We start from the raw sequence: 16,545 nt of genomic DNA on the forward strand, positions 1-16,545 counted from the left end.
GTCGTCGGTTCGAACCCGATCGCCTCCAGGCGAGCGAAGGCGCATGACGCGAGACGAGCTTGCGGTCCGGTCCGGACCGGCGATGCGGCCATGGCGCGAGCCATGGGCATCGGCCGCGGATCGTGCTGCCGGATCCGGCAAACCCCGGCGGGTTGTCCGCCAGCCTGAGGGCTGGAGGAGCCGGCGATCTTTGACAGTTGAAGAGGATTTGGTGTGACGCGATCCGGGAGGGTCGGGCCGAAAGGCCTGCCTGAAGGGTCGTGGAACGAAGTGAGTGAGAGTGTCTCGGTGTTGCCGCTGTCCGATTGGACATGCGGGGCAGGAGGCGGGCAGCGGTCCCGGAAGGGATGGCGGGTGCGCCTTGGTCCTGCGTGCGGGCGGCGGCTGAGTGAATGGAGCGAATGAAGGGCGTTCGGTGGATGCCTTGGCGCCAGAAGGCGATGAAGGACGTGGCACGCTGCGAAAAGCCGCGGGGAGATGCGAGCGATCGTTGATCCGCGGATGTCCGAATGGGGAAACCCCTCCCGCATGGGAGATCCTGTCCTGAATTCATAGGGGCAGGAGGCGAACCCGGGGAACTGAAACATCTCAGTACCCGGAGGAAAAGACATCAACAGAGATTCCGCGAGTAGTGGCGAGCGAAAGCGGAGCAGGCCAGTGGCCTGTGGGAGTTAAGCCAAACGAGCTGGAAAGCTCGGCCAGAGTGGGTGATAGCCCCGTAGGCGTATGGCTCCCATGGGTCCTTGAGTAGGGCGGGGCACGTGAAACCCTGTCTGAACGTGGGGGGACCACCCTCCAAGCCTAAATACTCTCTGGCGACCGATAGTGCACAAGTACCGTGAGGGAAAGGTGAAAAGCACCCCGACAAGGGGAGTGAAAGAGACCTGAAACCGAACGCCTACAAGCAGTCGGAGCCTCCTTGTGGGGTGACGGCGTACCTTTTGTATAATGGGTCCGCGAGTTTCTGTTGGCAGCGAGCTTAAGCCGAGAGGTGTAGGCGCAGCGAAAGCGAGTCTGATAAGGGCGCTTGAGTTGCCGGCAGAAGACCCGAAACCGAGTGATCTAGCCATGGCCAGGCTGAAGGTGGGGTAACACCCACTGGAGGGCCGAACCCACGCCTGTTGAAAAAGTCGGGGATGAGCTGTGGCTAGGGGTGAAAGGCCAATCAAACTCGGAAATAGCTGGTTCTCCGCGAAATCTATTGAGGTAGACCGTCGTTCGGTCACCCTCGGGGGTAGAGCACCGGAAGGGCTAGGGGGGCCCAAAGCCCTACCAAACCCTACCGAACTCCGAATACCGAGGAGTGCAGGGCGGCAGACAGTCCGTGGGTGCTAAGGTCCATGGGCAAGAGGGAAACAACCCAGACCACCAGCTAAGGCCCCCAAATCGTGGCTAAGTGGGAAAGCATGTGAGACGGCCAAAACAACCAGGAGGTTGGCTTAGAAGCAGCCATCCTTTAAAGAAAGCGTAATAGCTCACTGGTCTAATAGCTGTCTTGCGGCGAAAATGTAACGGGGCTCAAGCCACGTGCCGAAGCTGTGGGTGCTTCCATTGGAAGCGCGGTAGCGGAGCGTTCCGTAAGCCTGCGAAGGGATATCCGTGAGGGGTCCTGGAGGTATCGGAAGTGAGAATGCGGACATGAGTAGCGACAAAGAGGGTGAGAACCCCTCTCGCCGAAAGTCCAAGGGTTCCTGCGCAAGGCCAATCCGCGCAGGGTGAGCCGGCCCCTAAGGCGAGGGCGAAAGCCGTAGCCGATGGAAACCAGGTGAATATTCCTGGGCCTGACAGACGTGACGACCGTGAAGTCCTGTCATCCCTTATCGGATTGGGGTGGCTGGTGGAGCGGTCCAGGAAATAGCGCTGTCGTACAGACCGTACCCGAAACCGACACAGGTGGACTGGTTGAGTATACCGAGGCGCTTGAGAGAACCATGCTGAAGGAACTAGGCAAATTGCTCGCGTAACTTCGGGATAAGCGAGACCCCGCATTGGGCAACCAGTGTGGGGTGGCACAGACCAGGGGGTGGCGACTGTTTAGTAAAAACACAGGGCTCTGCGAAATCGAGAGATGACGTATAGGGTCTGACGCCTGCCCGGTGCCGGAAGGTTAAAGGGAGGAGTGCAAGCTCCGAACTGAAGCCCCGGTAAACGGCGGCCGTAACTATAACGGTCCTAAGGTAGCGAAATTCCTTGTCGGGTAAGTTCCGACCTGCACGAATGGCGTAACGACCTCCCCACTGTCTCCAGCATGGGCTCAGCGAAATTGAATTCCCCGTGAAGATGCGGGGTACCCGTGGTCAGACGGAAAGACCCTATGAACCTTTACTGCAACTTCGCAGTGGTGCCAGGAAGGGGCTGTGTAGGATAGGTGGGAGCCATGGAAACCGGGGCGCTAGCTTCGGTGGAGGCAACCTTGAAATACCACCCTGCGCCTTTCTGGCATCTCACTGAGCCCGGTCAGCCCGGGCCAGGACCCTGCGTGGTGGGCAGTTTGACTGGGGCGGTCGCCTCCCAAATGGTAACGGAGGCGCGCGATGGTGGGCTCAGGCCGGTCGGACATCGGCTGTTGAGTGCAAAGGCATAAGCCCGCCTGACTGCGAGCGCGACAGCGCGAGCAGAGACGAAAGTCGGCCTTAGTGATCCGGTGGTCCCGCGTGGAAGGGCCATCGCTCAACGGATAAAAGGTACTCTAGGGATAACAGGCTGATCTCCCCCAAGAGTCCACATCGACGGGGAGGTTTGGCACCTCGATGTCGGCTCATCGCATCCCGGGGCTGGAGCAGGTCCCAAGGGTTCGGCTGTTCGCCGATTAAAGCGGTACGTGAGCTGGGTTTAGAACGTCGTGAGACAGTTCGGTCCCTATCTGCCATGGGTGTTGGAGACTTGCGAGGATCTGTCCCTAGTACGAGAGGACCGGGATGGACGTACCTCTGGTGCACCGGTTGTTCCGCCAGGAGCATCGCCGGGTAGCCAAGTGCGGAACGGATAACCGCTGAAGGCATCTAAGCGGGAAACCAGCCTCTAAACGAGGTCTCCCCAAGGGCCGTGGAAGACCACCACGTCGATAGGCCGCAGGTAGAAGTCCGGTAACGGATGCAGCCGAGCGGTCCTAATCGCCCGATCGAACTCCATCACCACCACAGCCGCCGCCGGGGCCTCAAAAACCCCGCCGCACGCAGCACCAAAGCGCACTCCCACTCACCCCCTCACACCCAATCCCCACATCCGTTCCCGTCCGGTGGCCTGGTGGCCATTGCGGGGCTGCCACACCCGATCCCATCCCGAACTCGGCCGTGAAACGCCCCTGCGCCCATGGTACTGCAGCTTAAGCTGCGGGAGAGTCGGTCGCCGCCAGGCCGCCAGACGGGATCCCTTCAACATCACCCCCGCGGGGTGGAGCAGCCCGGTAGCTCGTCAGGCTCATAACCTGAAGGTCACAGGTTCAAATCCTGTCCCCGCATCCACGATTGCCTGCACAATCAGTCCGTGAAAAGCCGCTTCGGAGCACCACTCCGCAAGCGGCACTTTTGCGTTCGCACGGTTTCCGGGCGACTGGGCGCTCAGTTGCCGCGGTCCGATCCCCGCTCGGGCATCGCGACCTCCTTCAAGCCACAACGGCATCATGCCATGACAGGGCCAAGCGGGCCGGGAATCCCGGTTCCTGCAAGCGCTGACAGCCAGGGCCTCTGGCTGGACATCATGGGAGGAGCCTCCATTGACCCAGGATCTGCACGCGTTGCTCGGCGACCTTGTGATCGCCAATCGCATCCTCGCGCATGAAGGGGTCCTGGACGACTTCGGCCATGTCGCCGTGCGCCACCCCGACCGCCCCGACCGCTTCTTCGTCTCCCGCTCCCGCTCGCCCGAGCTGGTGACGCGGGACGATCTGTTGGAGTTCACGCTGGACGGCGTTCCGGTCGATCCCAAGGGCCTGCGCCCCTATCTCGAAAGCGGGCTGCACGCGCGCATCTTCGCCGCCCGGCCGGACGTGCAGGCCTGTGTGCACCACCATTGTCCTGCCGTACTGCCCTATACCGTGACGGATGTGCCGCTGCGGCCCATCTTCCACATGGCCTCCGTGCTGGGCGGCCCGGTCCCGGTCTGGGACAGCCGCGACGAGTTCGGCGACACCAACATGCTGATCGACGACATGCCGCGGGCCGACAGCTTGGCCCGCGCCCTGGGCAACGGGCGCGCCGTGCTGCTGCGCAACCACGGCGCCACCTGCGCCGCGCACTCCTTGCCCGCCGTGGTCTTCGTTTGCATCCGCATGAAGGACAATGCGGAGTTGCAGACCCATGCCATGGGCATGGGCACCCCGCGCTTCCTGACCGATGGCGAGACCCGCCAGGCCAGCGAGATGCTGATGGGCGAACGTCCCCTCGACCGCGCCTGGGCCTACTGGCGCGCCCGTGCCGGCTTCGGTGGCATCTAGGAGGAGAGCTTGCACATGCGACGTCGCCAACTCGGCACCACCGCCGCCCTGCTGCTTGGCCTCGCGGGCCCGGCCCGCGCACAGCGCCGGCCTGTCCGCCTTGTCGTTCCCGCCGCACCCGGCGTCGCCATCGACGTGATCGGCCGCCTCTTCGCCGCTCGCCTGAGCGAGACCCTGGGCACCACCTGGATCGTGGAGAACCGCTCGGGCGCGAACAACACCTTGGGTGCCGCCGAGGTCGCGAATGCCGCACCCGACGGCCAGACGTTCCTTGTCAACGCCGACATCCATCTGATGGCGCGGCAGGTCATGCGCAGCGTGCCCTACGACCCCGTGACCGATTTCACGCCGATCGCGCGGCTGGCCACCGCGCCGATGGTTCTGGTCGGCAATCCGCGCCTCACGCCCGAAGGCGGCGTGGCCGCGCTCGTCGCCGCGATGCGGGCAGAGCCGACGAAGTTCGCCTTCGCCAACTCGGCCCTCGGCGCCATGGGGCATCTCGCGACCGAGAGCTTCAAGCGCGCCATCGGGGTGGACAGCCTCGTCGTCTCCTACCGTGGCACGGCCCCCGCGCTGACCGACCTGATAGCCGGCAACACGGCGCTGATGGTGGCGCCACTGGGGTCCGCCCTGCCGCAGATCGCGGATGGGCGGCTACGCGCCTACGCCATCATGGGGCCCCGCCGCTCCCCCCGCGCCCCGGACATCCCCACCATTGCAGAGCAGGGCCTGCCGGGTCTGGACTTCACCCTGTGGTACGCCCTGTGGGCCCCGAAGGGCTTTCCGGAGGCCGAGGCGGACCGGCTGAACGCCGCCGTCCAGGCGTTGTCGGCCCATCCGGACATCCGCGCGCGCCTGGCCGAGCAGGGAGCCGAGCCGGTGGCCGAGGACCGGGCGAGCTTCCGGCGCTTCATCGACGCGGAAGCCGGACGCAATGCCCGGATCGCGGAACAGGCGGGGATCGTCCCGGAATAAAGGCCGCCCCCAGGAGGACCCAGAAGTTGGCTTCGCGCACCGCCGGCATCATACCGACGGCGGGATAACCTCGCCCTCGGCGCTGTGGTGTTCGGGCGTCGAACCGGGAGGGGACGCTGTCCCCTCCCAGACCCTCCCCTGCCGGGGCCACAAGCGGGCCCCGGTCCCCGCTGGGAGTTGGTTCTGTGCGGTGGGTGTCAGTCTGCGGACTGAATCCTGACGAAGCGCGGACAGGCGGGACTCTGAATAAGCTTCAGAGGGCGTCAGCGAATGCTGCGGCCATACCCGCCGAGGAGCATGGCTCCTCGGCGTCTCGACCCCGTCGCAGCCATCCGCGCGGCAGCATTGATCGGGTCCAGGGCCCGCAGGGTCCTGGCGGAGTGGGGGTACGGGGGCGAGGCAGCGCCTTGCCCCCGGGCCACCGGTACCACGCCGGGCAAGCGGACCGGCGCATCCCGTCGTCCGTGTCAGCTGGCCTTCAGGTCGATCAGCGCCAGTCCGCTGGCTGCATCCGGCACCCGGCGCAGGTGGGCGGGTGTTTCCTGCACGATCACTTCCAGTGTCGGGCGGACCACGCCCTTGAACATGTGGCCCCCGACGGTGCTGCCGTCACGCCGTCCCAGTACCGCGTGCAGGTGCAGCGCTGGCTTATTCTGCATGTCGATCCCGATATCGCCGAGCAGCGAGAGGACCTCCGTATCCTCCTCCACGGGGATCTTCTCGTAGTCCTTCTTCTCCCAGAGGTAGAAGGCGAGTTCCGCCGCCTGGAAGGCGCCGATCGCCGTCACCTGGGCGGCGAAGACCTGCTCGCTCTCCGCGAACCGCTTCAGCCCTTCCATCACCTCTTCGCCCTTGTCGAAGACAACGGCGTAGGTGCGCAGGCCATTTGCCTCGTTCAGCAGCTTGCTCCGCATGGCGCTCTCCTCAGCCCCGGCCGGGCAGCAGCGTGCCCACCACCTGCCGCGCGGTGTTGGCGATGACGCTGCCCAGCTCCGGCTCGCCGGCCATCGATTTGGTGAAGCCCAGCGCCTGCTTCAGCGTGACGTGTGGCGGCAGGGGCGGGACGTTCGGGTCCGTCCGCGCCTCCAGCACCACGGGCCGGTCGGCGGCGAAGGCGCGGGCCCAGGCGTCGCCCAGCTTCTCCGGATCGTCCACGCGGATGCCGGTGAGGCCGATGCTCTCAGCGAAGCGCGCATAGTCGAAATCGGGCAGGGATTGTGACGCCTCGAATTTCGGGCTGCCCTCCATCACCCGCTGCTCCCAGGTCACCTGGTTCAGGTCGCGGTTGTTCAGCACCAGCACGACGAGGCGCTGGTCCGGCCAGCGGTCGCGGTACTTGGCGATGGTCAGCAGCTCCGCCAGCCCGTTCATCTGCATCGCGCCGTCGCCGCAGATGGCCAGCACCGGCCGGTCAGGATGGGCGAATTTCGCGCCGATGGCATAGGGCACGCCGGAGCCCATGCTCGCCAGCCCGCCGGAGAGCGAGGCCATCATCCCCCGCCGCAGCTTCACGTCGCGCGCGTACCAGTTGGTGTGGGAGCCGGAATCCCCCGCGATGATGCAGCGGTCGGGCAAGTGCTTCGACAGCTCGTGGAAGACGCGCTGCGGGTTGATGGGATCGGCCGGCTGCATGGCGCGGGATTCCAGCACCCTCCACCATTCCGCCACCTCCTTCCCGATGCCCTCGCGCCAGGCGGTGTCCGTCTTGACCTTCAGCTTCGGCAGCAGGGCGCGGAGCGTGGAGGCGGCGTCGCCCACCAGCGGCACCTCCATCGGGTAGCGGATCGAGAGGTTGCGCGGCTGGAGGTCGATCTGCACCCCGCGCGCCTGGCCCTCCTTCGGCAGGAACTCGGAATAGGGGAAAGCGGAGCCGACCATCAGCAGCGTGTCGCAGCCCTGCATCATCTCCCAGCTCGGCTTGGTGCCGAGCAGGCCGATCGAGCCGGTGACGAAGGGCAGCTCGTCCGGCACGGCGGCCTTGCCCAGCAGCGCCTTGGCGATCCCGGCCTGGAGGGCGTCGGCGACCTGCAGCACCTCGTCGGTCGCCTCCAGCGCCCCGGCGCCGACCAGCATGGCGACCTTCTTCCCGGCATTCAGCACCTCCGCCGCCCGTTCCAGGTCGCCGTCCGAGGGCATCACCCGCGGCGCGGCGTAGCCCAGGCCGGAATGGATGGTGCCGTGCTCGCGCGGCGGGACCTCGACCGCCGGCAGCTCCTGGATGTCGTTGGGGAAGATGATGGCCGTCACCGCGCGCTCGGCCTTGGCGATGCGGAAGGCGCGGTCGATCAGGTGCCGCACCTGCTCCGGCACGCTGACCTGCTCCACGAAGGCGCCGGCCACGTCCTTGAACAGGTTCAGCAGATCCACCTCCTGCTGGTAGTGCCCGCCCAGCGCCGCCCGCGCCTGCTGCCCCACCAGCGCCACCACCGGCTGGTGGTCCGCCCGCGCGTCGTAGAGCCCGTTCAGCAAGTGGATCGCCCCGGGTCCGGAGGTGGCGAGGCAGACCCCGACCTCGCCCGTGTACTTGGCATGGGCGCAGGCCATGAAGGCGGCCATCTCCTCGTGCCGCGCCTGGATGAAGTCGATCTTCCCCTCGGAGCGCTGGATGCCGCCGATCAGCCCGTTCACCCCGTCGCCCGGATAGCCGTAGATGCGCCGCACCCCCCAGGCGTGCAGCCGCTCGCAGACCTGGTCGCCAACCGTCGTCGCCATGTGCCATGCTCCCCAGGGGCGCCTTCCACGGCAACGCATCGCGGGAGGAGCGGTTCCCGGCCGGGCATGCTGGCGGGCGCCGCCGCTGGCGAACGAGGCGGCCACCCTCCGGGCGGTCCCCGCATGCGCGAGACGAGGAGCACCGGGTATCGGATCTTGTCATCAGGCCGGCCTGCGAGGCCGATCTGCCCGGCTTGGATGCCATCTTCGACCATGACGTTCTCAATGGCCACGTGACGTTCCGGACAGAGCCCTGGACGATGGAAGAACGCGGGGCCTGGTTCCGCCGTTATGACCGGAAGCGATACCACGTCCTGGTCGGGCAGATCGCGGACAGGGTCGTCGGCTGTGCCTACAGCAGCAGGTATCGGGCGGCCGGGCCGTTCGAGACGGCTGTGGAGACCAGTATCTACCTGGACCATCCCCGCCGCCGCAAAGGGCTCGGCACGGCGCTCTACCCCGCCCTGCTGGAGCCTCTTGCATCCCGGGACGTGCACGTCGCCGTCGCGGGCATCGCCCTCCCGAACGACGCCTCGATCGCCCTGCACCGCCGGCTCGGCTTCGAGCAGGTCGGGGTGTTCAGGGAATACGCCCGCAAGAACGGCACCTGGATCAGCTCCGTCTGGTTCCAGCGATTCATCGGCCCCGCCTCCTGACCTGGCCCCGGCTCCTGCCGGCCGGCGGCTGCCCCGCGTCGTCCGCGCCGCGGCACACCGGAGGGAGCCTCGGAGCGGCGTCCGGGACGCTGCCATGCCCCCGCAGGCGGGTGCCGGAGCAAGGTCCGGAAGCCGGCAGGCTTGACAGGGCGGGGCAGGGTGCCCCTTCTCCGCCCCGTTCCGACCGACGGCTTCAGGGTTCCCCATGCACGCCTATCGCACCCACACCTGCGGCGCCCTGCGCGCGTCCGACGCCGGCAGCACGGCACGGCTCTCGGGCTGGGTGCACCGCAAGCGCGACCATGGCGGGCTGCTCTTCCTCGACCTGCGCGACCATTACGGGGTCACCCAGTGCGTGGTGGCCCAGGGCTCGCCCGTCTTCGAGGCGGCGGACCGGCTGCGCCCGGAGAGCGTGGTGACCCTGACCGGCGAGGTGGTGCTGCGCGAGGGCGCCACCGTGAACCCCAGGCTGCCGACCGGCGAGGTCGAGCTGCGGGTGCGCGAGCTGGAGGTCCAGTCCGCCGCCGAGGTGCTGCCGATCCAGGTGGCGGGCGACCAGGAGTTCCCCGAGGAGCTGCGCCTGCGCTACCGCTTCCTCGACCTGCGGCGGGAGAAGCAGCACCGCAACATCATGCTGCGCGCGGGCGTCATCGCCTCGATCCGCCGCCGCATGATCGAGCAGGGCTTCACCGAGTTCCAGACGCCGATCCTGACCGCCAGCAGCCCCGAGGGGGCGCGCGACTTCCTCGTCCCGGCGCGCAACCACCCCGGCAAGTTCTACGCGCTGCCGCAGGCGCCGCAGCAGTTCAAGCAGCTCGCCATGGTGGCGGGCTTCGACCGCTACTTCCAGATCGCCCCCTGCTTCCGCGACGAGGCGGCGCGCGCCGACCGCTCGCCGGGCGAGTTCTACCAGCTCGACTTCGAGATGAGCTTCGTCACGCAGGAGGACGTCTTCGCCGCCATCGAGCCGGTGATCGCGGGCGTCTTCGAGGAGTTCGCGGGCGAGCGGAAGGTGTACGGCGCGCCCTTCCCGCGCATCCCCTACGACACGGCGATGCTGGAATACGGCTCCGACAAGCCGGACCTGCGCAACCCGCTGCGTATCACGGATGTGACAGAGCATTTCGCGGATTCCGGCTTCGGCCTCTTCGCCAGGATCGCGGCCTCCGGCGGCATGGTGCGCGCCATCCCGGCCCCGGGCGCGGCGGGCAACCCGCGCGGCTTCTTCGACAAGCTGAACGACTGGGCGCGCGAGCAGGGGGCGGGCGGCCTCGGCTACATCCAGTTCGCGCCCGACGGCGCCAAGGGCCCGATCGCGAAGAACCTCGAGGCCGGGCGCGTGGAGGCGATCCGCGCCGCCTGCGGCCTCCAGCCCGGCGACGCCGTCTTCTTCGCCGCCGGCAAGAAGGACGAGACGCCCAAATTCGCCGGCAAGGTGCGCACGAAGCTGGGCGAGGAGCTCGGCCTGATCGCCCAGGACGAGTTCCGCTTCTGCTGGATCGTCGATTTCCCGATGTACGAGCTGAACGAGGAGACGGGGCTGGTCGATTTCAGCCACAACCCCTTCTCCATGCCGCAGGGCGGGCTGGAGGCGCTGAACTCGAAGGACCCGCTCGAGATCAAGGCGTTCCAGTACGACATCGTCTGCAACGGTATTGAGCTGTCCTCCGGCGCCATTCGGAACCATCGTCCCGACATCATGATCCGAGCCTTCGAGATCGCCGGCTACACGGCGGCGCAGGTGGAGGAGCGCTTCGGCGGCATGCTGAACGCCTTCCGCTACGGCGCCCCGCCGCATGGCGGCTCCGCGCCGGGGATCGACCGCATCGTCATGCTGCTGGCCGATGAGCCCAACATCCGCGAGGTCATCCTCTTCCCGCTGAACCAGCAGGGCGAGGACCTGATGATGGGCGCCCCCGCCCCGGTGGAGCCGGCGCGGCTGAAGGAACTGTCGATCAGGCTCGATCTTCCGCCGCCCGCGAAGGGTGCCACGCCGAAGGCGAGCACCTAGATTGGGCGAAGCCCTCCGAAGGACCCGGTCGATGTTCCTGCGCCGCCTCCCCTCCTCCCCGCGCTTCCGCCGGGCCCTGCTGGCCGGGCTGGCCCTGTTGGCCGCGGTGCCGGTTTCCGCCCAGGCCCCGGCGCCGCAGGCCAGGCCCGTCGCCGCCGGAACCCCGGCGGCCGGCCAGATCCCGGGGGCGGAGGCCATGGCGGCGCACCGCGCCGCCTATCGCCTGACGCTGGACAAGGTGCGGGAGAACGGGGACGTGGCCCAGGTCCAGGGGGCGATGCTGTTCGAGGTGCTGGACGCCTGCGACGGCTGGACCACCCGGCAGCGGCTGACCCTGCGGATCGTCAACCGCGACGGCCAGCAGATCGAGACGGCGTCCGACTACGCCACCTTCGAGGGCAAGGACGGCCGCAGCCTGCGCTTCTCCATGACGCAGGCCACCCAGGGCGCGGTCAGCCAGCGCATCCAGGGCGAGGCGACGCTGCAGCCGGACGGCTCGGGCGTCGCGCGCTACACCCAGCCGCAGGCCAAGGAGGTGACGCTGCCCCCCGGCACGCTGCTGCCCATGGGCCATACCATCCGCGCCATCGACGCCGCCCGGCGCAGCCAGCGCCTCCTGGTCGCGCCGCTGATGGACGGCACGGGCGAGGACGGGGCGCAGGACAGCACCACCGTCATCTCGTCCTGGGACGGCAACGGCCCGGCGCAGCCGCGCTTCCCGCTGCTGGCCAACGAGCCCAGCGGGCGGATGCGGATCGCCTTCTTCGGCCAGGACTCCTCGGGCGGCGGCGCCGCGGCCCCCGATTACGAGGTCGGGCTGCGCTACTACGCCAACGGCGTGGCGGACGAGCTGAAGATGGATTTCGGCGAGTTCAGCCTGGACGGCAAGCTGGAGACGCTGGAGGCCACGCCGACCCACTGCTGACGGGACCGCCCGCGCGGTCTAGCCTTCCTCCATCGGAAGCCCGGCCGGACCGGGGATGGAGGAAGCGGTGCTTCAGCGCAGGACGACTCTCGCGGCCGGGCTCGGGCTTGCCGCCGTGCCCCTGGCCGCCCCGGCGGTGCGTGGACAGGGGGCGGGCGGCCCGGTCCTGCGGCTGGCGGTGCTGAACGACCAGTCCGGCCCCTATCGCGACCAGACCGGCCCCGGCTCGGTCGCCGCCGCGCGCCTGGCGGCGAAGGAGGCGGAGGCCGCCTTCGGCATCCGCGCCGAGGTCATCGCCGGCGACCACCAGAACAAGCCCGATGTCGGCGCCACCCTCGCGCGCCGCTGGTTCGACCAGGACGGGGTGGACGCCGTCCTCGACGTGCCGACCAGCTCCGTGGCGCTGGCCGTGGCGGGGGTGACGCGGCAGAAGAACAAGGTCCTGCTGATCTCCGGCGCCGGCACGGCGGACCTCACCGGGTCCGCCTGCTCGCCCAACCACGTCCACTGGACCTACGACACCTACATGCTGGCCAAGGTCGCGGCCGATGCGGTGAAGCGCGCCGGCGGCGACCGCTGGTTCTTCGTCACCGCCGACTACGCCTTCGGCCACGCGCTGGAACGCGATACGGCCAACTTCGTGAAGGCCGGCGGCGGCGCCGTGGTGGGGCAGGTGCGGCACCCCTTCCCCGGGACCACCGACTTCTCCTCCTACCTGCTCCAGGCCCAGTCGGCGCGGGCCGGCGTGCTGGCGCTGGCCAATTCCGGGGACGACACGCTGAACGCGCTGAAGCAGGCGGCCGAGTTCGGCCTGGCCAAGCGCGGCATCCGCATCGTGGCGCTGTCCTTCTACGCGCCGGACGTGGCCTCCCTGCCGCCCGCGGCCGCCGAGGGCCTGACCTTCGTCGAGAGCTTCTACGCCTTCCAGGACGACCGCGCCCGCCGCTTCACCGAGCGCCTGCGCCCCGACATGCCGGGCCGGCGCCTGCCCAACATGATCCACGCCGGCACCTATGGCGCCGCCTACCACTACCTGCGCGCCGCGGCGGCCATGGGGGCGGCGGCGGCGAAGGCCGATGGCGCCGCCGCGATCCGCAAGATGAAGGAGATGCCGACGGACGACGACGCCTTCGGCGCCGGCCGCATCCGCGCCGACGGGCGCAAGATCCATGAGGTGAAGCTGCTCGAGGCCAAGGCGGAGGCAAAGCGCGCCAACCCCGACGACCTGTGCAGCGTCCTCCTCACCGTGCCCGGCGACGACGCCTTCCGCCCGGAGAGCGAGGGCGGCTGCCGAATGGGGTGAACGTCGCCCCGCATCGGCGGCCGCCTGGGGGAAAGGCTCCGCCTTGTCCCCCCGGTCCCCCCCTTTCCGCCAGGAGCAGAGCCCCCGGACCCCCTTTCACGGACGCCGGGGCGCGCCGGGGAGCCATGCTTCCCGGCGACTGTCGCGTCAGCACGCGCGACCTTTGATTCGGCTTCCAGAGCCCCGCCTGTCCACGTTTTCCCAGGGTTCAGCCCGCCGGCTGACGGCAACCGCGCAGAACCAACTCCCAGCGGGGTCCGGGGCCCGCTTGTGGCCCCGGTGGAGGGGGCTACGGGGGAGGCAACGCCTCCCCCGGGGGGCCGTGCCACGACCGTTCCGCACGGCCAGCCCCTGCCCGCATCAGGGCCGCATCAGCCCCGCCGCCGTCAGGGCGCGGCGGATGACCGAGCCGGGGTCCCGGCCGGCCGTCGCCTCGGCCGCCATGCCGGGGAGGCCGGTGGGCAGGCCACTGGGAAGACCAGTGGGCAGGGAGGCCGGGATGGCATCCGGCCAGGGAGAGACCGGGTCGTTGGCGGGCCGCGGCGCGGGCTTCCAGCCGGGGCGTTCGGCCAGGCCCCAGAAGGCGGCGATGGCATGGGAGGAGGAGAGGCCCACATCCAGCAGGTAGGGTGCCGCCTCGCCGCTCTGCCCGGATTCGGAGCCGGGCCGCAGCGGGACGCCATGCCCCATGCCGGCGACGATATGGCACTCCACCGCCACGCGCCCGTCCCGGCCGCGCCACTGCAGGCAGGTGTCCACGCCCTGGCTCTCGCGCCGGTCCGGGGCGACGGGCAGCCCGTGCAGCCCCACCCACTGGGCGGCGAGGGCGGCCGCGTTCTTCACCGCCACGGTGCGGTCGGCATCGCCGTGCCAGATGGTCACGCGCGGCCAGCCCTGGCCCTGCGCGGCGGCGGGCGAGGCGGCGCGGGCCGCCTCGGCCCAGGCGCCGGCCGGGCGGTCGCGCCCGCCGCCCATCGCCTCGAACGCCTCGGTCACGCCGGAGGCGGCGCCGTGGGGCAGGCCCGCGACGATGCCGCCGGCGGCGAAGACGTCCGGATAGGCGGCCAGCAGCGCCGCCGTCATGGCGCCGCCGGCGGACAGGCCGGTGACGAAGACGCGGCGCGGGTCCAGCCGGTGCCGCTCCAGCATGGCCGCCACCATCTGGCGGATCGAGGCCGCCTCGCCCTGGTCGCGGGAGACGTCGCCCGGCTCGAACCAGTTGAAGCAGAGGTTGGCGTTGTTGGCCCGGCGCTGCTCCGGCAGCAGCAGGGCGAAGCCCATGCGCTCCGCCAGGTCGGACCAGCCGCAGCCGCGGTCATAGGCGGCCGCGGTCTGGGTGCAGCCATGCAGCGCGACCACCAGCGGCGCCCCGTCCGGCAGGCCGTCCGGCACGTAGGCCAGGCCGCGCAGCGAACCGGGGTCGCTGCCGAAGCCGGTCAGCTCCTGCAACGGCCGGGCCGGCGGCGTGGTGGCCGCGCGCGCGGTCGCCTGCGTGCGGCGGACCAGGTCCGACAGGCTCGATCGGGGTGTCTTCACGGGCAACTCCTCGTCCCCGGAACGGGCGGGGCGGGGATTATGTTGCGCCGCAGCATAACCGCTTCAAGCAGAGTCTGAGGCCGCGGGGGTGCTGGGATCGTCCAGTACCGCGCACGTGATCCGGGACACGCAGACCAGGCGGCCATCCGCCCGGCGGATCTCCGTCTGCCAGACCTGGGTGCTGCGCCCGACATGCAGGGGGCGGCATTCGGCGGTCACCACCCCGCCCTCCGGCACCGCGGAGAGGTGGTTGGCGTTGATCTCCAGCCCCACCGGCCGGCGCCCCTCGGGCAGCGCCATGTAGCAGGCCAGGCTGCCCAGGGTCTCGGCCAGGGCGACCGAGGCCCCGCCATGCAGGATGCGCCAGGGCTGCACGTGCCGGGAATCCACCGGCATCTCCCCCAGCAGCCGGTCCGGCTCCACCGCGGTCACCCGCATGCCGAGCAGCCCGGACAGGGTATCGGCCATGCCGCGGTTCAGATCCTCCGCCGTCAGCCGGCGCCGCCAGAGGGGCGCGCTTGCCTGTGCCATGCCATTCTCCCGAATCCCGCCCCGGCCCCGCGCGACAGACGCGACCAGCGCCAGGTCATCAGCCCGGCCACCAGGGTGATCCCCACCGCCAGCCCGGTCCACACCCCCGGCGGCCCGAGGCCGAGCGGCATCGCCAGGGCCCAGCCCAGCGGCAGGCCCAGCAGCCAGTAGCCCCCGGCCGCGAAGAGCATGGGCACCCGCGTGTCCTGCAGCCCGCGCAGCGCGCCGCCGGCCACGCTCTGCACCCCGTCGCCCAGTTGGAACAGGCCGGCGATCATGACCAGCTGCGCCGCCAGGCCGGCCACCGCCGCGCCCTCCGCCCCTTCCAGCCGCAGGAACAGGCCGGCCAGCCGCCCCGGCAGCAGCAGCATCGCCAGGGCGGCCAGGGCCATGAACCCGGCCCCCAGCCCGATCGCGATCCAGCCGGCGCGCCGCAGCGCCACCGGCCGTCCCGCCCCGGCCGCCGCGCCGACCCGGGCGGTGGCGGCCTGCCCGACCCCCAGCGGCACCATGAAGCTCAGGCCGGACAGTTGCAGCGCGACCGCATGCGCGGCCACGGCGGCGGCGCCGAGCTGGCCCATCAGCAGCCCGACCGCGCCGAACATGCCGATCTCCAGCGCCATCTGCACGGTGATCGGCGCCCCCAGCCGCGCCAGCTCCGCCAGCCTCGCCCCGTCCCAGCGCCAGAGCCGCCCGGCCAGCCGGTAGCGCCGCAGCCGCCGGTCGCGGGCGCAGAGCGCGGCGAGGGCGGCGGCCATGAACAGCTCCGACGCCGCGCTGGCCTGGCCGGCGCCCGCGACGCCCAGCGCCGGCAGCCCGGCATGGCCGAAGATCAGCGCCCAGCCCAGCGCGGCGTTGAGCCCGATCGCGAGGAGGGAGACCGCCAGGGCCGGGCGCGGCCGCTCCAGGGCCGCCAGGAAGCCGCGCAGCACCAGGAAGGCCAGGAATCCGGGCAGGCCCCAGATCATGGCCCGCAGGTAGTCCTGCGCCAGCGCCGCCAGGGCCGGGTCCTGCCCCAGGGCGAGCAGCACCGGCTCCGCATGCCAGATCGCCAGGGCGGAGGGCAGGCAGGCCAGCAGCCCGCCCTGCAGCGCCGCCCGCACGGTGCGCCGCATCCGCCGGACGCGCCCCCGCCCGCCGCGCCCATGCTCCTGCGCCAGCATCGCCGCGGCGGCGAAGGCGATGCCGAAGGCCGGGGCGAGCAGTGCCCACCACAGCGCGGCGCCGATGGTCACGGCGGCGAGGGCGGCGGTGGAGTGGCGGCCGAGGAAGGCGGTGTCCGTCGCCGTCAGCGCGATCTGCGCCAGGTTGGTCAGGGCCAGCGGCCAGGCCAGGGCCAGCATCGCCCCGGCCTCGGCGCGCCAGCCGGCGGCGGCGGCGCCGGTCGTGATCTCCGGGGGGTGCATGGCGGGGTGGGTGTAGCCGGGCTAGGCTCGCCCGGCCAGGAGGCCGCCCGGCAGG

Annotated in this window: 11 protein-coding genes, 2 tRNA genes and 2 rRNA genes (1 of these 15 running past the window's edge); 10 read left to right on the forward strand and 5 right to left on the reverse strand. The window is 70.0% G+C overall.

Annotated features, from left to right (window positions below):
* The 6 genes from LPC08_RS22520 to LPC08_RS22545 form a co-directional block, all read left to right on the forward strand.
* Positions 1–28 (forward strand) — tRNA-Ala (locus tag LPC08_RS22520) (it extends 44 nt beyond the left edge of the window).
* A gap of 364 nt (positions 29–392) precedes the next feature.
* Positions 393–3,134, forward strand: a 23S ribosomal RNA gene (locus tag LPC08_RS22525).
* A 108-nt stretch (positions 3,135–3,242) separates the two neighbouring features.
* A 5S ribosomal RNA gene (gene rrf / locus LPC08_RS22530) occupies positions 3,243–3,357 on the forward strand.
* Between the two features lie 30 nt (positions 3,358–3,387).
* A tRNA-Met gene (locus LPC08_RS22535) sits at positions 3,388–3,464 on the forward strand.
* Positions 3,465–3,715: 251 nt separating this feature from the next.
* On the forward strand, positions 3,716–4,435 hold the full coding sequence (locus tag LPC08_RS22540; RefSeq protein WP_230450459.1) for a class II aldolase/adducin family protein: 720 nt from the start codon (positions 3,716–3,718) through the stop codon (positions 4,433–4,435).
* Between the two features lie 15 nt (positions 4,436–4,450).
* Positions 4,451–5,410 carry a Bug family tripartite tricarboxylate transporter substrate binding protein gene (locus LPC08_RS22545; RefSeq protein ID WP_230450460.1) on the forward strand — a complete coding sequence of 320 codons (960 nt, stop codon included), beginning with the start codon at positions 4,451–4,453 and terminating at the stop codon, positions 5,408–5,410.
* 467 nt (positions 5,411–5,877) lie between these two features.
* Here LPC08_RS22545 and LPC08_RS22550 read toward each other — a convergent pair whose 3' ends face one another.
* Positions 5,878–6,324, reverse strand: a complete 447-nt coding sequence (locus LPC08_RS22550) for a PPC domain-containing DNA-binding protein (protein ID WP_230450461.1) — start codon at positions 6,322–6,324, stop codon at positions 5,878–5,880.
* Between the two features lie 10 nt (positions 6,325–6,334).
* Positions 6,335–8,122, reverse strand: a complete 1,788-nt coding sequence (locus tag LPC08_RS22555; RefSeq protein WP_230450462.1) for a thiamine pyrophosphate-requiring protein — start codon at positions 8,120–8,122, stop codon at positions 6,335–6,337.
* A 5-nt stretch (positions 8,123–8,127) separates the two neighbouring features.
* Here LPC08_RS22555 and LPC08_RS22560 point away from each other — a divergent pair, with 5 nt between their 5' ends.
* The 4 genes from LPC08_RS22560 to LPC08_RS22575 all read left to right on the forward strand — a co-directional run bounded on the left by LPC08_RS22560 (position 8,128) and on the right by LPC08_RS22575 (position 13,017).
* Positions 8,128–8,778 (forward strand): GNAT family N-acetyltransferase, encoded by a 651-nt coding sequence (locus LPC08_RS22560; protein ID WP_255702290.1) that lies wholly within the window; start codon positions 8,128–8,130, stop codon positions 8,776–8,778.
* Between the two features lie 205 nt (positions 8,779–8,983).
* On the forward strand, positions 8,984–10,789 hold the full coding sequence (gene aspS, locus LPC08_RS22565) for an aspartate--tRNA ligase (protein ID WP_230450464.1): 1,806 nt from the start codon (positions 8,984–8,986) through the stop codon (positions 10,787–10,789).
* A 31-nt stretch (positions 10,790–10,820) separates the two neighbouring features.
* Positions 10,821–11,714, forward strand: coding sequence for a cell envelope integrity EipB family protein (locus tag LPC08_RS22570; protein ID WP_230450465.1), 894 nt, complete (start codon positions 10,821–10,823; stop codon positions 11,712–11,714).
* A 67-nt stretch (positions 11,715–11,781) separates the two neighbouring features.
* Positions 11,782–13,017: an ABC transporter substrate-binding protein gene (locus LPC08_RS22575; protein WP_230450466.1), complete on the forward strand. Its 1,236-nt coding sequence runs from the start codon at positions 11,782–11,784 to the stop codon at positions 13,015–13,017.
* 360 nt (positions 13,018–13,377) lie between these two features.
* Here the strand turns inward: LPC08_RS22575 and LPC08_RS22580 are convergent, their stop codons facing one another.
* The 3 genes from LPC08_RS22580 to LPC08_RS22590 form a co-directional block, all read right to left on the reverse strand.
* On the reverse strand, positions 13,378–14,553 hold the full coding sequence (locus tag LPC08_RS22580; RefSeq protein WP_230450467.1) for an extracellular catalytic domain type 1 short-chain-length polyhydroxyalkanoate depolymerase: 1,176 nt from the start codon (positions 14,551–14,553) through the stop codon (positions 13,378–13,380).
* 63 nt (positions 14,554–14,616) lie between these two features.
* Positions 14,617–15,084, reverse strand: coding sequence for a PaaI family thioesterase (locus LPC08_RS22585; RefSeq protein ID WP_230450468.1), 468 nt, complete (start codon positions 15,082–15,084; stop codon positions 14,617–14,619).
* The gene (locus tag LPC08_RS22590; RefSeq protein ID WP_230450469.1) at positions 15,045–16,490 is read right to left on the reverse strand and encodes an MATE family efflux transporter; all 1,446 of its coding nucleotides are present in this window, start codon (positions 16,488–16,490) and stop codon (positions 15,045–15,047) included. Before LPC08_RS22590 ends, LPC08_RS22585 begins: the two co-directional genes overlap by 40 nt.
* Positions 16,491–16,545 lie beyond the last annotated feature (55 nt).

Origin of the sequence: Roseomonas sp. OT10, from assembly GCF_020991085.1 — a bacterium.
GTDB lineage: Bacteria > Pseudomonadota > Alphaproteobacteria > Acetobacterales > Acetobacteraceae > Roseomonas > Roseomonas cutis.

Bases quoted from the DNA above. Each gene is read 5' to 3' on its own strand.
- LPC08_RS22570 (WP_230450465.1), top strand. From the start codon at position 10,821: ATGTTCCTGCGCCGCCTCCCCTCCTCCCCGCGCTTCCGCCGGGCCCTG.
- aspS (WP_230450464.1), top strand. From the start codon at position 8,984: ATGCACGCCTATCGCACCCACACCTGCGGCGCCCTGCGCGCGTCCGAC.
- LPC08_RS22550 (WP_230450461.1), bottom strand. From the start codon at position 6,324: ATGCGGAGCAAGCTGCTGAACGAGGCAAATGGCCTGCGCACCTACGCC.
- LPC08_RS22585 (WP_230450468.1), bottom strand. From the start codon at position 15,084: ATGGCACAGGCAAGCGCGCCCCTCTGGCGGCGCCGGCTGACGGCGGAG.
- LPC08_RS22555 (WP_230450462.1), bottom strand. From the start codon at position 8,122: ATGGCGACGACGGTTGGCGACCAGGTCTGCGAGCGGCTGCACGCCTGG.
- LPC08_RS22560 (WP_255702290.1), top strand. From the start codon at position 8,128: ATGCTCCCCAGGGGCGCCTTCCACGGCAACGCATCGCGGGAGGAGCGG.
- LPC08_RS22545 (WP_230450460.1), top strand. From the start codon at position 4,451: ATGCGACGTCGCCAACTCGGCACCACCGCCGCCCTGCTGCTTGGCCTC.
- LPC08_RS22590 (WP_230450469.1), bottom strand. From the start codon at position 16,490: ATGCACCCCCCGGAGATCACGACCGGCGCCGCCGCCGCCGGCTGGCGC.